The following is a 17,453-nucleotide window of genomic DNA, read 5'->3' as shown; positions in this document are numbered from 1 at the left end:
GACGCCAGGTCACGGTAGCGGCGCAGGCCGACGCTCCGAGAGGTCGGCCCCCCACCGAACGGGCGCCCGCGGCGCGCCCGAGGACGGTGCCGTGGCGCTCAGCCCTCGTCGGCAGCGGTCACGGCGACCTCGAGGTGGTCCAGCTGGAGTGGTCCCTCCGTGGTGCCCCACGCGATGTCGGCGGCGTCGCGACCGGTGGCGATCCGGACGAGGGTGTCCACGGGGGCGAGTTCGGTCGCGTCCAGCAGCCGCCACCCCGTGCCGTCGTGTGCTTCGACGACGGCATGGAAGTCCGGTGGCTCGAGGTCGAGGGCGTAGGCGCCGACCAGGCGGGCGGGAACGTCGAGACTGCGCAGCAGCGTGGCGGTGAGGTGGGCGAGGTCGCGGCACACCCCGGTTCGGCGCAGCAGCGTCTCGTCGGCCGCGGTGTGGACGTCGCTGCTGCCGCTCACGTAGGCGACATGGTCGTGGACCCATGCGCGAACCTGCTCCAGCAGTGCCGCCGTGCGGGGGGCGTCGCCGAACAGGACCTCGGCCGTGGGGCCGAGCACGTCGGCAGGGCAGTAGCGGCTCGGCAGCGTCCACGGCAGCAGGTCGAAGTCGAGGTCGCCGAACGACGGGAGCTGGTCCGTGCCGTCCGCGTGCGCCTCCGCGAGGTCGACGGTCGCCGTGTAGTGGAGGCGGACCGGTCCTCCGGCAGCGCGGAGTCGAACGGGTCGACTGCCGTTCGGAAGCGCGCCCGGGTCCTCCACGTCGGCACCGTCCACCTCGAGACGTTCGTCGAGGACGGTCTGCCCGGCGGCCTCCGCGGCCCGTACCTGCAGGACCGCCGTGGCCGGGCCTTCGGCGGTCCAGCCGATCTGTGCGCTGACGTGCAACCTCGTCATGGTCGTCCTCGGCGTCGCGTTCGGAGGGGCCGATCTGAGCACAGGCGCGGACCGTTCCGACTCACGTCACGGGCACCTTCAGCTGGAAGGCCCGGGAGGCGCTTGCCGGATCGTCGTCGTCGACCACCGCCAGCAGGCGCACGCCGCCGGGTCCGGCCCCGACCACCGTGATGCCCTCGACCTTCGCACGGGCCGCTGCCGGCGGCAGCCGCAGCACGACCGGTGGCTCGTCCTCGTCGCCGACGAGGGCCAGGGCGGAGCCCGTGACGGGGCCGTCGGCGACGGCGTCCACCGTGTCCTCGGCGGTGACCGATACGCAGATCCGGCCGTCGTGGAGCGCCACGGCGTCGGTGATGGCGAGCGTGATGCCGGCCATCGTGCCGAGGGTGTAGCGGCGGCGGGCACCGACCTCGACCTGCCCAGGGTCGAGGCGGCCCTCGACTGCGGCCAACAGGGCGGGCAGGGACACGTCGACGCTGGCGGAGTCGACCCCGGTGCGGCCATGGCCGCGCTGGAACCACCGCAACCGGTCACCCACCACGCACGCCCCCTCGAGGTTCAGATCCGCTTCGCGCAGTTCCAGGACGTCGCGAACCCGGGCGTAGAGGGGCGTCAGGTCGGCGGTCTGCACGTCGACGCCCACGTCGATCGGGCGGACGAGGGCGGCACGCATCCTCGGCGCCAGCGAGCCGGACCCGAGGAGCAGGACGGCCCGACCGGCGTCGGTCGCGACGTCACAGGCCGTTTCGAGGTCCGGCTTCCAACGCTTCGTGCCCGATTCCTCGTCGAAGAGGTCACGTCCGTCCCGCGAGGGGAACAGCCGGATGCGCTCGATCGTGCCCCGTGTCGGACGCCACCAGGCCGCGTGGTTGGCGTCGTCCTGCGCCACCAGCCACCCGTCGCCGAACGCGGCCACCCCCGACGCGGCGCGTACCGGGTCGTGCGGGCCGAACCACAGCCGCGTCTCGCCGGACACCTCGACGGTCACACCGGACTCCTCGCCGAACGCACGCGGGGACATCCAAGCAGTTGCGGCCGGTCAGGTTGTGACGGCGCCCTTCAGGAAGCGTTCGTTGGCGGCCATGCGCTCGGCACGGTCGCGGATGCCGTGCAGCATCCGGCGCTCCATGATGAACGTCCCCGGATCGGAGACCAGGATCCAGGGCACGTTCGCGGGCGTCAGTTGCCAATCCATGCGCCAACGGCTGACCAGTCGCGTGCGGTGCGGCGCCAGGGGGTACAGCGCGAGACACCAGGTGCCTCGGGCCGCATCGCCACAGAGGAGCCATTGGTTCGGTTGCAGGTCGCGCACCTGCGGACCCATGCCCGGCACCAGCTCCAGACGATCGCCGACCTGCAGGTCCTGCAGTTCCCGGTAGATCTGGTCGGCACTGGGTCGTCCGTCGTTGTCGATCCAGTCGTAGCTGTACCAACCGGCGCGGCCGTACCCGACCTGCACGAGCCACGGCCAGATCTGTTCGGGCGCCGCCTCGATGGTGACCGCGCGCGTGGTCGCCGCAGCGCGGGCAACGACGTCGTCCCCGGGCATCGTCCGTGCGACCTCGTCGTCGGTCGCGCCCCAGTGACGTTGCCAGGGCCGGACGACGAGGTGGTAGCCGAGGCACACCAGCACGGCTCCGACGACACTGATCGACAGGCCGATCAGGGGGCCGAGCCAGAACACCAGCAGCGTCGTGACGCCAAGTGCGGCCGCCACGACCGCCAGGACGACCACCGCGATCATCAGCTTCGTACGCATCGTTGCCCTTCTGCCGTCGACGCCTGGCCAGCATCGGCGGCGCGCCGCCCGTCGAGCAGAGTCGAACGGCCCGCCTCGATGGGGCGCTAGGATCCCGGCCGACTGGTGGCAACGGCGCCCCTGGTCGAGTCCTTCTCCTCGACTGCTAGGGGTGCCGTGCGTCCGACACCGTCCTCGTCCGTTGCCGCCCACCGGGCGGCGCCGACCGCACAGGGTCTCTACGACCCGGCGTTCGAGCACGACGCCTGTGGCGTCGCCTTCGTCGTCGACGTCCACGGGCGTCGAAGCCATGAGATGGTGGCGCGCGGCCTCACCGCGCTGCGCAATCTCGACCACCGTGGCGCCACCGGTGCCGAGGACAACGTCGGGGACGGTGCCGGCATCCTCGTGCAGGTCCCCGACGCATTCCTGCGCCAGGTCTGCGACTTCCCGCTCCCGGAAGCCGGCACGTACGCGGTCGGCATGGCGTTCCTGCCACAGGACCCCGCCGAGGCCGACCTCGCGGCGAAAGCCGTGGAGGCGGTCGTCGAGGACGAGGGCCTTCGCGTGGTGGGCTGGCGCGACGTGCCGATCGACGACGGCGCCATCGGCTCGATGGCACGAGACGTCCAACCGACCTTCCGTCACCTCGTCATCGCCGCCGCCGAGCGCGACGTGCCGCTGTCGGGGATGGATCTCGAGCGCCGGGCGTTCGTGGTCAGGAAGCGCATCGAGCACGAGGTCGGCATCGGCGCGGCCCCGCAGAACGCCCGTGCGGAGTCGGCGCCGAGCACGGTGTACTTCCCCTCGCTGTCGGGTCGCACCCTGGTCTACAAAGGGATGTTGACGAGCACCCAGCTCGGTGACTTCTTCCTCGACCTCGGCGACCAGCGGCTCGACAGCGCCCTTGCCCTGGTCCACTCGCGATTCTCGACCAACACGTTCCCCTCGTGGCCGCTGGCCCACCCGTACCGGGTGGTCGCACACAACGGCGAGATCAACACGGTCATGGGAAACCGCAACTGGATGCGGGCGCGTGAGGGATCGCTGGCCTCCCCGCTGTTCGGCGACGCGCTCGCGCGGGCACTGCCGATCATGACGCCCGGGGCGTCGGACACCGCCAGCTTCGACGAGTGCCTGGAACTGCTCCATCTCGGCGGGCGCAGCCTGCCGCACGCGGTGTTGATGATGATTCCCGAGGCCTGGGAGAACCATGCCTCGATGTCGGACCTGCGCCGGGACTTCTACGGCTTCCACTCCGCGGTGATGGAGCCGTGGGACGGTCCGGCCTCGATCGCCTTCACCGACGGCACGGTCATCGGTGCCGTGCTGGACCGCAACGGGCTGCGGCCCTCGCGGTACTGGGTCACCGAGGACGGCCTGGTCGTCATGGCCTCCGAGGTCGGCGTGCTCGACCTCGACCCGGCCACCATCGTCACCAAGGGTCGGCTGCGCCCGGGCCGGATGTTCCTCGTCGACACGGCGCAGGGGCGCATCGTCGACGACGAGGAACTGAAGACCGAGCTGGCGAACGCGCAGCCCTACGGCGACTGGCTCGCCGACGGACTCCTGCGGCTCGAGGATCTGCCCGAGCGGACCTTGCTCACCCCGCAGCACGCCTCGATCGTCAAGCGCCAGCGGACCTTCGGCTACACGACCGAGGAGCTCAAGATCATCCTCGCGCCCATGGCGCGCATCGGGTACGAGCCGATCGGCTCGATGGGCACGGACACGCCGATCGCCGTGCTCTCCGAACGGTCTCGCCTGCTCTTCGACTACTTCAGCCAGCTGTTCGCGCAGGTGACCAATCCGCCGCTGGACGCCATCCGCGAGGAGCTGGTGACCTCGATGTCCGGCACGATCGGTCCAGAGGCCAATCTGCTCGAGCCGGGTCCGGAATCGTGCCGACAGATCGTGCTGCCCAAGCCGATCCTGTCCAACGAGGACCTCGCCAAGGTGCTCTACCTCGACGAGGACGGCGAGAACCCCGGCTTCCACCCGTTCGCCATCGACGGGCTGTACCCGGTCGCCGACGGCGGTGACGGCATGCGGCGTGCCCTCGACGAGGTGTGCCGGCAGGTCAGCGACGCCATCGCCGACGGCGCCCGCATCATCGTGCTCTCCGACCGCTACTCCAACGCGGAGCTGGCACCGATCCCGTCGCTGCTGCTCACGGCCGCGGTCCACCACCACCTCATCCGCGAGAAGACGCGCACCAAGGTCGGACTGGTCGTCGAGGCCGGCGACGCCCGCGAGGTGCACCACATGGCGCTGTTGATCGGCTACGGCGCCGCAGCCATCAACCCCTACCTCGCCTTCGAGACCATCGACGACCTGATCCGGGACGGCTTCCTCGGCGAGTTGGAGCACGACGAGGCGGTCCGCAACTACATCGACGCCTGCACCAAGGGCGTGCTCAAGATCATGTCGAAGATGGGGATCTCGACCGTCGCTTCGTACACCGGAGCGCAGGTGTTCGAGGCGATCGGGCTGTCACAGGACCTCGTCGACCGCTACTTCGCCGGCACCTCCACCCGGCTCGGCGGTATCGGGCTCGACGAGATCGCCGAGGAGGTGGCGCAGCGCCACCGTTTCGCCCACCTCGATCGCCCCGAGGAGGCCGCGCACCGCAACCTGTGGGTCGGCGGCGAGTACCAATGGCGCCGCGAGGGCGAGCTGCACCTGTTCAACCCGACGACGGTGTTCAAGCTCCAACACGCCACCCGGCAGCGGCGCTACGAGGTCTTCAAGGAGTACACGCGGCTCGTCGACGAGCAGTCGCAGCGCCTGATGACGTTGCGCGGGCTGTTTCGGTTCAGGACGGGGGAGCGGCCGCCGGTACCGATCGACGAGGTCGAGCCGGTCTCCGCGATCGTCGAGCGCTTCTCCACCGGGGCGATGAGCTACGGCTCGATCTCCGCCGAGGCGCACGAGACGCTGGCGGTGGCGATGAACCGGCTCGGTGGCAAGTCCAACACGGGGGAGGGCGGCGAGGACCCGGAACGGTTCACCGCGGACGCCGACGGCGACCTGCGCCGTTCGGCGATCAAGCAGGTCGCCTCGGGCCGGTTCGGCGTGACGTCGGAATACCTGACCAATGCCGACGACATCCAGATCAAGATGGCCCAGGGCGCCAAGCCGGGGGAGGGCGGTCAGCTCCCCGGTCAGAAGGTCTGGCCGTGGATCGCCAAGACCCGCTACTCGACGCCGGGCGTGGGGCTGATCAGCCCGCCGCCCCACCACGACATCTACTCGATCGAGGACCTCAAGCAGCTGATCCACGACCTCAAGAACGCCAACCCGTCGGCGCGCGTGCACGTCAAGCTCGTGGCCGAGGTCGGCGTGGGGACGGTCGCGGCCGGCGTCTCCAAGGCCAAGGCCGACGTGGTGCTGATCTCGGGTCACGACGGCGGGACGGGCGCGTCGCCGCTCAATTCCCTCAAGCACGCCGGTGGCCCGTGGGAGCTCGGGTTGGCCGAGACCCAGCAGACCCTGCTCGTCAACGGGCTGCGTGACCGCATCGTGGTCCAGGTCGACGGCCAACTCAAGACCGGCCGCGACGTCGTGATCGCGGCACTGCTCGGCGCCGAAGAGTTCGGATTCGCGACCGCGCCGCTGGTGGTGTCGGGCTGCATCATGATGCGTGTCTGCCACCTCGACACGTGTCCTGTCGGGGTCGCGACGCAGAATCCCGAGTTGCGGGCGAAGTTCAACGGCAAGCCCGAGTTCGTCGTCACCTTCTTCGAGTACATCGCCGAGGAGGTGCGCGAGCTGCTCGCGGAGCTCGGCTTCCGGACCCTCGACGAGGCGATCGGTGCGGTCGACACCCTCGAGGTCGCCGACGCCGTCGCGCACTGGAAGGCCAGGGGGCTCGACCTGCGACCGATCCTGCACGTGCCCACCTCGCCGTGGCAGCAGGACCGGCACGCGACCAAGTCGCAGGACCACGCCCTGGAGAAGGCGCTCGACAACCGGCTCGTCGAACTGGCCCGGCCGGCGCTCGAGCGTGGCGAACCGGTCGAGGTCGAGCTGCCGATCGCCAACCTCAACCGCACCGTCGGCACGCTGCTCGGCCACGAGCTGACCAAGCGCCACGGTGGGCTGGGGCTGCCCGACGACACCATCGACGTCACCTTCCGCGGCTCCGCGGGCCAGAGCTTCGGCGCGTTCGTCCCCCGGGGAATCACCCTGCGCCTGTTCGGCGACGCCAACGACTTCGTCGGCAAGGGTCTCTCCGGCGGAAAGCTGGTGATCCGTCCACCCGAACACGTACACCCCGACTTCGTGGCGGAGGCATCGATCGTGGCCGGAAACGTCATGCTCTACGGCGCGACCGGCGGTCATGCCTACGTCCGAGGCGTCGTCGGTGAACGCTTCTGCGTGCGCAATTCCGGGGCGACCGCGGTCGTCGAGGGCGTCGGCGACCACGGCTGCGAGTACATGACCGGCGGGCGCGCCGTCGTGCTGGGCGAGACGGGGCGCAACTTCGGCGCGGGCATGTCCGGGGGCATCGCCTACGTCTACGACCCCGACGACCGTTTCCGCGGGCTCGTCAATCCCGAGATGGTCGACCTCGACTCCCTCGACGAGGCGGACAAGACCTGGTTGCGGGAGCAGATCCGCACCCACCTGGAGCTGACCGGTTCCTCGGTGGCCGCTCGTCTGCTCGAGCGGTGGCATCCGCAGGCACGACGCTTCAAGAAGGTCATGCCGCGCGACTACAAGCGCGTGCTCGAAGCGAGCCGGCTGGCCGAGGAACAGGGCCAGGACGTCGACGAAGCCGTCATGGCATCCGCGCGCGGCTGACCACGACGGCGGCCACGGCCAGCGCTGAGGACCGGCCCCAGGCGGGGCACACGACGAGGTGAAAGAGACCTATGGGTGACGTTCGGGGTTTCCTGAAGCACGAACGCGAGCTGCCGGCCAGCCGGCCGATCGAGCAGCGCGTCGGGGACTGGCGCGAGGTCTATCTGCCCTTCGCGCAGGAGAAGCTGCAGACCCAGGCCAGCCGCTGCATGGACTGCGGGATCCCGTTCTGCAACGACGGCTGTCCGCTGGGCAACCTCATCCCGGACTGGAACGACCTGGTCTACCGCGACCACTGGAAGCAGGCGATCGAGCGCCTGCATGCCACCAACAACTTCCCCGAGTTCACGGGGCGGTTGTGCCCCGCGCCGTGTGAAGCAGCCTGCGTGCTGGGCATCAACGAGGACCCGGTCACGATCAAGCAGGTCGAGGTCTCGATCATCGACCGCGCCTGGGACGAGGGCTGGGTGGTGCCGCGCCCGGCGTCCGTCAAGACCGGTCGGCGGGTCGCGGTGGTGGGCTCCGGTCCCGCAGGACTGGCGGCCGCCCAGCAGTTGACCCGCGCAGGCCACGACGTCGTCGTCTTCGAACGCGCGGACCGCATCGGCGGACTGCTGCGCTACGGCATCCCCGAGTTCAAGATGGAGAAGCGCCACGTGGACCGTCGCATCGAGCAGATGCGGGCGGAGGGCACCGAGTTCCGGACCGGCGTGGACGTGGGCACCGACGTCACCGCGGACGAGCTGCGGGCGGCGTTCGACGCGGTGGTCCTCGCCGGCGGCGCGACGGTCGCGCGTGACCTGCCGATCCCCGGCCGCGAACTCGACGGCATCCACCAGGCCATGGAGTTCCTGCCGCTGGCCAACCGGCTCCAGGAAGGCGACCTGGCGCCCGAGGACCTGCCGATCTCCGCCGACGGTCGCCGCGTCGTGATCATCGGTGGCGGTGACACGGGCGCGGACTGCCTGGGGACCTCACATCGCCAGGGCGCGGTGTCCGTGCACCAGTTCGAGATCATGCCCCGTCCTCCCGACGAGCGGCCGGCGGCGAACCCGTGGCCGACCTGGCCGATGCGGTTCCGCACCTCCTCGGCGCACGAGGAGGGCGGGGAGCGGGTCTTCAGCGTCAACACCCAGGCGTTTCTCGGCGACGACCACGGTCGCGTCCGTGCGCTCGAAGCACACGAGGTCGCGTTCGTCGAGGGCCGGTTCCAGAAGGTCGAGGGCAGCGAGTTCGAGCTCGAGGCGGACCTGGTCCTGCTCGCGATGGGGTTCGTCGGCCCGCAGCAGGACGGGCTGCTCGACCAGCTCGGCGTCGGTCTCACCGACCGCGGCAACGTGGCGCGCGACGATGGTTACGCCACCGACGTCGACGGCGTGTACGTCTGTGGCGACATGGGTCGTGGCCAGAGCCTGATCGTGTGGGCGATCGCGGAGGGACGCGCGTGCGCCCGGTCGGTGGACGAGCAGCTGATGGGCACCTCGGCGCTGCACGCACCGCTGCCGGCATCGGCCACGCCGCTGCGCTGAACGCCTGCCGGCGAAGACCTGTCCGAACAGCATCCTGCCCCTCCGAACCTCCCCGGTAGCGTTGCGGACGAGGGAGGTGCGATGGATCCGGGCGACGAGTGGCTGCGGGCCAGCGGGACACAGCTGCGGCAGCTCTTCGAGACGCTGCCGCAGATCGTCTGGGTCACCCGCCCCGACGGCTGGCACGTGCATTTCAACCGGCAGTGGTTCGACTTCACGGGCCTCACGCTGGAGGACAGCATCGGCGACGGGTGGAACCATGCCTTCCACCCTGACGACCGGGCGCGCGCAGCGGCCCGGTGGGCCGAGGCGACCGGCTCCGGCGAGCCCTACGAGATCGAATACCGCCTCCGCCGGCACGACGGCGCCTACCACTGGATGCTCGGACGGGCCGAGCCGCTGCGGGACGCCGACGGCACGATCGTGACCTGGTTCGGCACCTGCACCGACATCGAGGAGCTCAAGCAGGCCCAGGAACGCAACGACGCCCAGGCGCGACTGCTCGACCAGGTCAGCGACGCGATCATCGCGCACGACCTCGGCCACCGCGTCCTGTACTGGAACCGGGGCGCGGAACGGATCCACGGCTGGACCTCGGAGGAGGCGGTCGGTCGGCATCTGTGCGAGCTGGTGTGCCCGGATTCGCGGCAGGTCGACGACGCGCTGGAACACCTGCTGCGCGACGGCGAGTGGAGCGGCGAACTGCGCTACCTGCACCGATCGGGCAGCGAGGTGTTCGTCGAGGGGCGTTGGAGCCTGTTGCGGCACCCCGACGGCAGCCCCCGTGCGGCCCTGTCGGTCAACACCGATGTCACCGAGCGGCGAGCGATCGAGGACCAGTACCTCGCGTCGTTGGAGGCCCGCGCGACCCAGGACGGGCTCACCGGTCTGCCCAACCGCAGCGTGCTGTTCACGCAACTGGAGCTGCTGCTGGGACAGCGGCAGCGGACCGGCATCGCCGTGGCGTTCATCGACCTCGACGACTTCAAGCCCATCAACGACCGCCTCGGCCATCGTGCCGGCGACCAGGTCCTGGTGGAGGTCGCGGAACGGCTTCGGGCGACGATCCGCCAGGGGGACGTGGCGGCGCGCATCGGCGGCGACGAGTTCGTGGTCGTCGGCGAGGCGAGCGACCGCGCCATGGCGCTGCAGCTCGGCCAGCGGCTCGCCGACGCGATCGCGGGCGAGGCACGCATCGACGCCGGTAGGGTCGAGCTCGCCGCCAGCGTCGGTGTCGCGTTCGCCCCCAGCGACGACGAGACCACCGCCGACGACCTGGTGTCGCGGGCGGACGCGGCCATGTACGAGGCGAAACGCCGCCGGTCGGGAACGGCCGGCCTCGAGACGGTCCGCCGCGCCTCCGGGGGATGAGAGCGACGAGATGACCGAAGACCAACCCGTGCCCCCGCGTACCCGCACGGCCGACCCTGGACACCCGGACGCCGTGGTGCGCGACAACACCGGTCGGAACTGGGACGACTGGTGCGAGCTGATCGAGGCCAGGCCCGACGCTGTCGACGGCCACACCGCGGTGGCGTCGTGGCTGCAGTCGGAACACGGCCTCGACGGCTGGTGGGCGCAGGCGGTGACGGTCGGGTGGGAGCGCCTGACCGGCCGTCGCCTCCGGCACCAGATGGCCGACGGCACCTTCACCGCGACCCGATCCGCGACGATCGCGGCTGACGCGGACGCCTTGCGCGCGAAGCTGCTCGACGCAAGCGGGCGCGCGAGGCTGTTCCCCGGGGAAGCCACCACGCTCCGCTCGAGACCGACGTCCAAGCACGTCCGGATCGCCCTGGGCGGGGGTGTGGCGGAGCTGGCGGTCGCACCCAGGGGCGAGGGGCGGGTCACCGTGACGGTCAGTCACGCCAAGCTGTCCACCCCGGACGACGTCGCGTACTGGCAGGCCTACTGGGCCGACTGGTTGCAGGCCCTCGACGAGCGCTGATCGCCGACCACCCGTCGCCCCACATTCGTGCCCCGGCACGAAACCGGTGGCGAGGCCGCCGTCGCGAGCGCCCCCTCGCCCCCAATGTTCGTGTCCCGGCACGAAAGCGGGGGTGCACGGCAACCCGCGGGGGTCGTCCGGCGTCTGGCTGTTCGGAAGCGCTCGCCGAGCGCGCCGAGCCGAGGTCTTCGAGATGTCCCGCCGCCGTTTCCTTCCCCTGCTCCTCGTCCTGCTGGTGTACGGCTGCAGCGGCGCCGCCGTCGACGACGTGCCGCCCACCGACGGCGTCGCCGCCCCGGATGCGCCCGGGTCGCCTGCGGAGGAGCCGGTCCCGCCGGAGGACGAGCCCGGAGTCGACGCGCCGTCGGGTGACGCGCCGATGGAACCGCTTCCTCGGCTGGTCGCCGACTGGGAGCAGCCGTTCGACCTCGGTCTGCCCAACGGCTGGATGGTCGGCGGCTGCACGGGCGACGCGCCACTGTTGTGCTTCTTCGACGGCACGCGCCAGGTGGGCTTCCTCGAGCTCGGTCGCTACCCGCTGCCGGAGCACTACGACGGGGACGCCGCCGGTTACCTGGCGCACCAAGCCGACGACTTCCTGGTGTCCATGCGCGAGGACCGTGCCGCCGGCTGTCCGAACCTGACGTTCGACCCGACCCCACCCATCGACGTCATCGTCGGGGGCCAACCGGGGGTCCGTGCCGGGTTCCGGCTCGTCGACGCCGACGGGACCGAGGTGGAACGGCACGTCGTGTACTGGACCGTGCACGACGGGGAGCACGTCACGGTCACCGCCCCCGCCTACGCCGACCGCGGCTGCATCGAGCCGATGGGCGAGTTCTCGCCGGCCGATCTCGGACTCGTGACGCTGTTCGTCGACCAACTCGTGGCCGACACGCCGCTGCCGCCCTCGGACTCGGCGGACTGACGCCGAATGCGCGGCGCAGCGCCGCTAGGGCCGGGGCGGCTGCTCGATCAGTGCGGCGCCGTCGTCGTGGCACACGAGCGTGGTGCTGCCGTACGCCCGATGGCAGACGGGACACGACCGCGCGTCGTCGGACTCGACCATGACGACGGCGTCGCCGATCGCGTCCTCGGTGTCGGTGAACAGGCTGCGGAGGTTCGGCCCCGGGATCACGACCGGGTCGGCGAACTCCTCGTGGTGGCTCGTCATGCGGCGCTCCCGTCGCTGCGGCGAGTTTCGCACACGCCCCGCTCGAGGACACGCCGACCCGCGACCGCGGCCCGGAGCGGCCGGGTTCGCCCCAACCCGGCCCGCGTGGCGGGGGCGGCCCCTAGTCTGTCTCCGGACGACGAGTCGTCGACCGAGGTGTGATGGGGCATCCTTTCTGGTGGGGCGCGGCCTTCGAACGGCTCGCGGCCGTCACCACGACGCGCTTGGCGGTCGTGCGGTGGGACGGGGGCGACGACGCCGTCGTCGAGTGGACCAATCCATCGTCCGCCGCGTTGGTCGGTCTGCCCGCCGCTGACGTCGCCGGGCGGCGGCTGAGCGAGGTGTACCCGGCCCGCTACGTCGCCGAGATCGTGGAACAGTTCCGACAGGCGCGTGCCGCGGGCGCCTTCCGCTACGAGGTCGTGCGGGAGCTGCCGGCGGGTCGACGGACGCTCGACGCCGTCACCGTCGCCATCGGGGGCGACCTGTTCGTCAGCGCCGCACAGGACGTCACCGCCGAGCGCGAGGCGCAACGTCGCCTCGACGAGGTCAGCCGGCTCACGGGGACCGGCCTGTACCACTGGAACCTCGCCGAGGACTCGTTGGCCTGGACCGACGAGATGTTCCGGCTGTTCGGCTACGAACCCGGCGAGGTCGAGCCCAGCCGCGCCCTCTATCTCGAACACGTCCATCCCGATGACCGGGGCGCGGTCGAAGCCATGGGCGGCGCCGCCGAAGGGGGAGGCCCGTCCCGTCCACTGCACCGACATCGCGTGGTCCGCGCGGACGGGGACGTCAGGACCGTCGAGGTGAGGGTTCAGCCGGTGGTCGGTGAGGCCGGCGGCCTGCTCTACGAGCTCGGGGTGGTGCGGGACGTCACCGACGAGGTCGAGCTCCAGCGGCACGAGGAGCTGGCGCATCGCGCAGCCGACCAGCAGCGCACCGCCCTGACGGTGCACGACCGGGTGGTGCAGGCCCTGGCCACGGTGGTGCTCGCCCTCGATCTGGACGAGCTCGAGACGGCCCGAGCGGAGGCGATGGCAGCCGTGACCGCGGCCCAGACCGTCGTCACCGAACTGCTGGGCGAGGTCGCGGCCGTCCAGGGCGCCATCGATCCCGGCGCGCTGCGCGCCGTGGTGGATGACGGGGGCGGGGCATGACCCTGACGGTGGTCGTCGTCGACGACGAGCCGGGCCTCCGCCGCCTGCTGGTCCTCCTGATCGAGCGGGACGGGCGGTTCCGCGTGGTGGCGCAGGCCGAGGACGGCATCGAAGCGCTCGCGGCCGTCCGCGAGCACGATCCGGACCTGCTGCTGCTCGACCTCGGACTGCCGCACCTCGACGGGCTCGAGGTGCTCGAGCAGTTGCAAGGCCGGGTCCGCCCCGCCGCCGTGGTGCTCACCGGCTTCGCCGATCCGGCGACCCTGGAGCGGGCCAGGTCGCTCGGGGCCGCCGACTGCCTCGTCAAGGGCGAGGACTTCGCCCGCGTCATCGAGGTCCTCTACGCGACCGGCGTCGCGGCCGACGGCACCTGACCGGTGCGTCCGCGTGGGCGGTGGACGGACACCGCGTAGTCGCCGCTCGCGAACGGCTCGCGGTCCCACGTCGCATAGCGCTCGTGCAGGATCAGGCCGACGGCCTCGCACTCCGCGTCGTACTGCCCGATCGTGTACCGCCCGTCGAGCGCGAAGCCGGCGACCAGGACGGCATCCGGCGCGAGGTGGCGGGCACACCCGGCGATCAGCGCGGCGGTCGTGCCGGGAGGGGTGAACAGCGGCACGTTGCCAGCCAGCACGACGACGTCGAAGGCGCGCCCCAGGTCGAGCGCAGCAAGATCGGCGAGCACCCACGGCAGGTCAGGGGCTCGCTGCTTCGCGACCTCGAGCATCGAGGCGTTCACGTCGACGCCGACCACGTCGACCCCCCGGTCGGCCAGCTCGATCGCGACGCGTCCGGTGCCGCAGCCCGCGTCGAGGACCGTTCGCGGCCCGTAGCGCTGGACGAAGACCACCTCGCCGTGCGGATCCCGGTCGGCGAGGGTTTTCTCGATCCGACGCTGGTAGTCGGCGCCGTCCCAGTCGGTCATGCGGGCCTTCCTTCGTCGGTGCTCCCGAGGTCGGGCCAGGGATACCGTAGACGGCGTGTCGCACGCGGATCGGCGACCACCACGGAGGACCGGGAACGCGCATCCTGCAGGTCGCCCCACCGTGGTTCCCGGTGCCACCCACCGGCTACGGGGGCATCGAGTGGATCGTCGCCTCCTTGGCGGACGGCCTGGTCGACGCCGGCCACGAGGTCACGCTGGCCGCGTCCGGGGGAAGCGTGACCAGGGCCACGCTCGAGACGGTCTTCGACGATGCACCGTCGCTGCACATCGGCAGTCCCTGGTACGAGGCGACGCACGTGCTGGCCGCCTATGCGCGCCCGCGACGCTTCGACGTCATCCACGACCACACGGGCGCGATCGGACCGGCCATCGCCGCCGGCATCGTCGACCGGCCACCGGTGCTCAACACGCTGCACGGCTGCTGGACCGACGCGAACGCGCCGCTGTACCGGGCGATCTGTGACCGGGTCGCGCTGGTGGCGATCAGCCACGACCAGGCCAGCCGTACCCCCGCGGACGTGCAACTCGCCGGGGTCGTGCACAACGGTGTCGCGCTCGAGCGATATCCGTTCCGCGCGGACAAGGAGGACTTCCTGTTGTTCGTCGGCCGTGCGTCGGCGGACAAAGGGCCGGAGGTGGCGATCGAGGTGGCCGACCGGGTCGGACTGCCGCTCGTCATGGCGATCAAGGTCAGCGAGCCGCTGGAGATCGACTACTTCGCGTCGATGATCGCCCCCGCGATGCACCAGGTCGACGTCGAGGTGCGAACCGGGGTCGGACACGAGGAGAAGACCGACCTGATGTCCCGCGCACGGGCCGTGCTGGTCCCGATCCGGTGGGACGAACCCTTCGGGCTCGTGATGGCCGAGGCGATGGCCTGCGGCACGCCGGTCGTGGCCTACCGGCGTGGCGCGGCACCGGAGCTCGTACGCCACGAACAGACCGGCTACCTGGTCGAGCCGGGTGACCTCGTCGGGTTCGCCGAGGCGGCCACCCGGGTCGGCGACATCGATGCCCACGCGTGCCGCGCCTGGGTGGAACAACGCTTCTCGGCGTCACGCATGGTGGAGCAGTACGTGGCCCTGTACGAGCGCCTCGTCGCGCGACCGACCGGAGTGGAAACGACGTGACCGACCTCGGGCCCCTCAGTGAGATCGTCTGCGTGCGAGCCGATTCGTTCGCCATCTCCGGTCCCAACGGCGACATCGAGCCGGGCGGCGACCACGGCCTGTACGTCCGTGACACCCGGTTCCTGCACCGGCTGGAGCTCCTGGTCGACGGCCTCACCCCGGTTCACCTCGCCGGCGCCTCGGTCGGCGGCAACCGTGCGGTGTTCCATGCCTACCTCCCACCGTCGCGTGACACCGAGATCGACGCGACCGTGACGATCACCCGGCGTCGGGTCGTCGACGGCGGACTCTGCGAGCAGATCGATCTCGCCAACCATGGCGCGTACCCGCAGGTCCTGACGGTCGCGCTTCGCGTGGGTACCGACTTCGCCTACGTCTTCGACGTCAAGCACGGCCGCACGCTCGACGAGGTGGAGCCGAGCGGTGACGGCGACCGCGTCTGGCTCCGGCGCGCCGAGGGCGTCGAGACCACCCAGGTTCGTATGCCCGGGGGAGCCGCGACGGACGGCATCCTGACCGCGGAGGTGCGGATCGACCCGGGCACGACGCAGACGCTGGTCGTCGAGGCAACGGCGTCGGACGCGTATGGCGAGGTCGCCCCGCATCCGCGGGCCCGGCAGGAGCTGACCGCCCCCATGCGGGGCGTGGCCGGGACCGTGACCTCGGCGCCGTCGATCCGGTGTTCGGAGACCCGCTTCAGTCGGCTGGTGCGGCGTTCGGTCGGCGATCTGCGGTCGTTGGAACTGCAGGATCCCGAAGCCCCGGGCGACCGGTTCGCGGCCGCCGGGAGCCCCTGGTTCCTGACGCTGTTCGGGCGCGACTCGATCTGGGCCGCCTTCATGGCGCTGCCCTACGACCTCGGCCTCGCCCGCGGCACGTTGCGTGTCCTCGCGCGCCGACAGGGGCGCCGGTCGAACCCGGGGACCGAGGAGGAGCCGGGCAAGATCCTGCACGAGGTCCGCCGCGGCGCCTTGGCCGAGCGCGGGGATCTGCCCCCGTTCTACTACGGATCGGTCGACGCGACACCGCTGTTCGTCGTGCTCGCCAACGAGGCCTGGCGTTGGGGGCTTCCCGACGAAGACCTGCTGCCGTTGCTCCCGCACGTGGAAGCCGCGCTCACCTGGATGCGCACGCACGGCGATCCCGACGGCGACGGCTTCATCGAGTACCTGCGTCACGGCGAACGTGGGCTGGCCAACCAGGGGTGGAAGGACTCCAGCGACGGCATCCGGTTCGCGGACGGCCGCATCGCGCTGGCGCCGCTGGCCCTGTGCGAGGTCCAGGGCTATGCCTACGAGGCTGCGGTCCGTGGGGCGGACCTGCTCGACCACTTCGGCCGACCGGGTGGCGACGCCTGGCGTGCGTGGGCGGCTGACCTCGCCGACCGGTTCCGCACCGCCTTCTGGGTGCAGGACGCCCACGGGCGGTATCCCGCGGTCGCGCTCGACGGCGACAAGACGCCGGTGGACGGCGTCGCGTCCAACATGGGACACCTGCTCGCGACCGGATTGCTCGACGCGGCCGAGCGCGCGCTCGTCGCAGAGCGTCTCGGACGTCCCGATCTCGCCTCGGGTTGGGGGCTGCGCACCCTCTCGGCCGACGGCGGCGGGTACAACCCGCTGTCCTACCACTGCGGTGCCGTGTGGCCCCACGACACCTCGATCGCGGTCTGGGGCCTTGCACGTGGCGGGCACGCCGAGGAGGCCACCCGCCTGTTGCGGGGACTGGTCCGCGCCGCGCCGACCTTCAACTACCGGCTGCCCGAGCTCTTCTCGGGCTTCTCCTCGGAATTCGCGGCACTCCCCGTTCCCTATCCCACCTCGTGCCGACCGCAGGCATGGGCGGCGGGCGGTGTGCTGTTGCTCGTCCGTGCGCTGTTCGGCATCGAAGCGCATGTGCCGCAGTCCCGGCTGACGGTGCGTCCGATGATCCCGGCGCCCTTCGAGCGTCTGGAGCTCACCGGTATCCCGCTCGCCGGCGGAACCCTCGACCTGAGCATCCGCGACGGGGACGTCGCCGTCCGCGTGCACGACATCGACATCGACGTCCTGATCGAGAAGCACTGATCGACGTTTCCCGCCAAACCACGGCGCTCCACGCGGGACAGGAGTAGCCTCGGTCGGTCGGCCGGGGGT

14 protein-coding genes are annotated in these 17,453 nt (G+C 71.2%); 9 read left to right on the top strand and 5 right to left on the bottom strand.

Translation table 11 applies throughout. The features are described 5' to 3' along the window. Positions 1-98: 98 nt before the first annotated feature. The 3 genes from ACERMF_RS10605 to ACERMF_RS10595 all read right to left on the bottom strand — a co-directional run bounded on the left by ACERMF_RS10605 (position 99) and on the right by ACERMF_RS10595 (position 2,646). Positions 99-887: a transglutaminase family protein gene (locus ACERMF_RS10605; protein WP_373669053.1), complete on the bottom strand. Its 789-nt coding sequence runs from the start codon at positions 885-887 to the stop codon at positions 99-101. A 61-nt stretch (positions 888-948) separates the two neighbouring features. After that, positions 949-1,875, bottom strand: a complete 927-nt coding sequence (locus ACERMF_RS10600) for a hypothetical protein (protein WP_373669052.1) — start codon at positions 1,873-1,875, stop codon at positions 949-951. Between the two features lie 51 nt (positions 1,876-1,926). Continuing rightward, complete coding sequence (locus ACERMF_RS10595; RefSeq protein WP_373669051.1) at positions 1,927-2,646, bottom strand: hypothetical protein; 720 nt, start codon at positions 2,644-2,646, stop codon at positions 1,927-1,929. Between the two features lie 156 nt (positions 2,647-2,802). Here ACERMF_RS10595 and gltB point away from each other — a divergent pair, with 156 nt between their 5' ends. The 5 genes from gltB (at position 2,803) to ACERMF_RS10570 (ending at position 11,836) form a co-directional block, all read left to right on the top strand. Continuing rightward, complete coding sequence (gene gltB / locus ACERMF_RS10590) at positions 2,803-7,431, top strand: glutamate synthase large subunit (protein WP_373669050.1); 4,629 nt, start codon at positions 2,803-2,805, stop codon at positions 7,429-7,431. 71 nt (positions 7,432-7,502) lie between these two features. After that, positions 7,503-8,960, top strand: a complete 1,458-nt coding sequence (locus ACERMF_RS10585) for a glutamate synthase subunit beta (protein WP_373669049.1) — start codon at positions 7,503-7,505, stop codon at positions 8,958-8,960. 81 nt (positions 8,961-9,041) lie between these two features. After that, on the top strand, positions 9,042-10,331 hold the full coding sequence (locus ACERMF_RS10580; RefSeq protein WP_373669047.1) for a PAS domain S-box protein: 1,290 nt from the start codon (positions 9,042-9,044) through the stop codon (positions 10,329-10,331). Between the two features lie 10 nt (positions 10,332-10,341). Further along, positions 10,342-10,908, top strand: coding sequence for a DUF4287 domain-containing protein (locus ACERMF_RS10575; RefSeq protein WP_373669046.1), 567 nt, complete (start codon positions 10,342-10,344; stop codon positions 10,906-10,908). Positions 10,909-11,101: 193 nt separating this feature from the next. Beyond that, positions 11,102-11,836 carry a hypothetical protein gene (locus ACERMF_RS10570; RefSeq protein WP_373669045.1) on the top strand — a complete coding sequence of 245 codons (735 nt, stop codon included), beginning with the start codon at positions 11,102-11,104 and terminating at the stop codon, positions 11,834-11,836. A 24-nt stretch (positions 11,837-11,860) separates the two neighbouring features. Here ACERMF_RS10570 and ACERMF_RS10565 read toward each other — a convergent pair whose 3' ends face one another. Next, a complete protein-coding gene (locus ACERMF_RS10565; protein ID WP_373669044.1) occupies positions 11,861-12,082 on the bottom strand; it encodes a hypothetical protein in 222 nt (73 codons plus the stop codon). A gap of 161 nt (positions 12,083-12,243) precedes the next feature. Between ACERMF_RS10565 and ACERMF_RS10560 the strand changes: the two genes are divergently transcribed. After that, positions 12,244-13,242 (top strand): PAS domain-containing protein, encoded by a 999-nt coding sequence (locus ACERMF_RS10560; protein WP_373669043.1) that lies wholly within the window; start codon positions 12,244-12,246, stop codon positions 13,240-13,242. Continuing rightward, positions 13,239-13,616, top strand: a complete 378-nt coding sequence (locus ACERMF_RS10555) for a response regulator (protein WP_373669042.1) — start codon at positions 13,239-13,241, stop codon at positions 13,614-13,616. The genes ACERMF_RS10560 and ACERMF_RS10555 overlap by 4 nt, the downstream gene beginning before the upstream one ends. Here the strand turns inward: ACERMF_RS10555 and ACERMF_RS10550 are convergent. Further along, the gene (locus ACERMF_RS10550) at positions 13,583-14,167 is read right to left on the bottom strand and encodes a trans-aconitate 2-methyltransferase (RefSeq protein WP_373669041.1); all 585 of its coding nucleotides are present in this window, start codon (positions 14,165-14,167) and stop codon (positions 13,583-13,585) included. The two genes, ACERMF_RS10555 and ACERMF_RS10550, sit on opposite strands and share 34 nt — an antisense overlap. A gap of 131 nt (positions 14,168-14,298) precedes the next feature. On the opposite strand from ACERMF_RS10550, the gene ACERMF_RS10545 reads away from it, so the two are divergent. Both ACERMF_RS10545 and ACERMF_RS10540 read left to right on the top strand, forming a co-directional pair. After that, positions 14,299-15,318, top strand: coding sequence for a glycosyltransferase family 4 protein (locus tag ACERMF_RS10545; protein ID WP_373669040.1), 1,020 nt, complete (start codon positions 14,299-14,301; stop codon positions 15,316-15,318). Further along, positions 15,315-17,384 carry a glycogen debranching N-terminal domain-containing protein gene (locus tag ACERMF_RS10540; RefSeq protein WP_373669039.1) on the top strand — a complete coding sequence of 690 codons (2,070 nt, stop codon included), beginning with the start codon at positions 15,315-15,317 and terminating at the stop codon, positions 17,382-17,384. Before ACERMF_RS10545 ends, ACERMF_RS10540 begins: the two co-directional genes overlap by 4 nt. Positions 17,385-17,453: the final 69 nt, after the last annotated feature.

It is taken from the genome of Egicoccus sp. AB-alg6-2 (assembly GCF_041821025.1).
Classification (GTDB): Bacteria; Actinomycetota; Nitriliruptoria; order Nitriliruptorales; family Nitriliruptoraceae; genus Egicoccus.
This window is presented reverse-complemented; position numbering and strand designations above follow the sequence as displayed.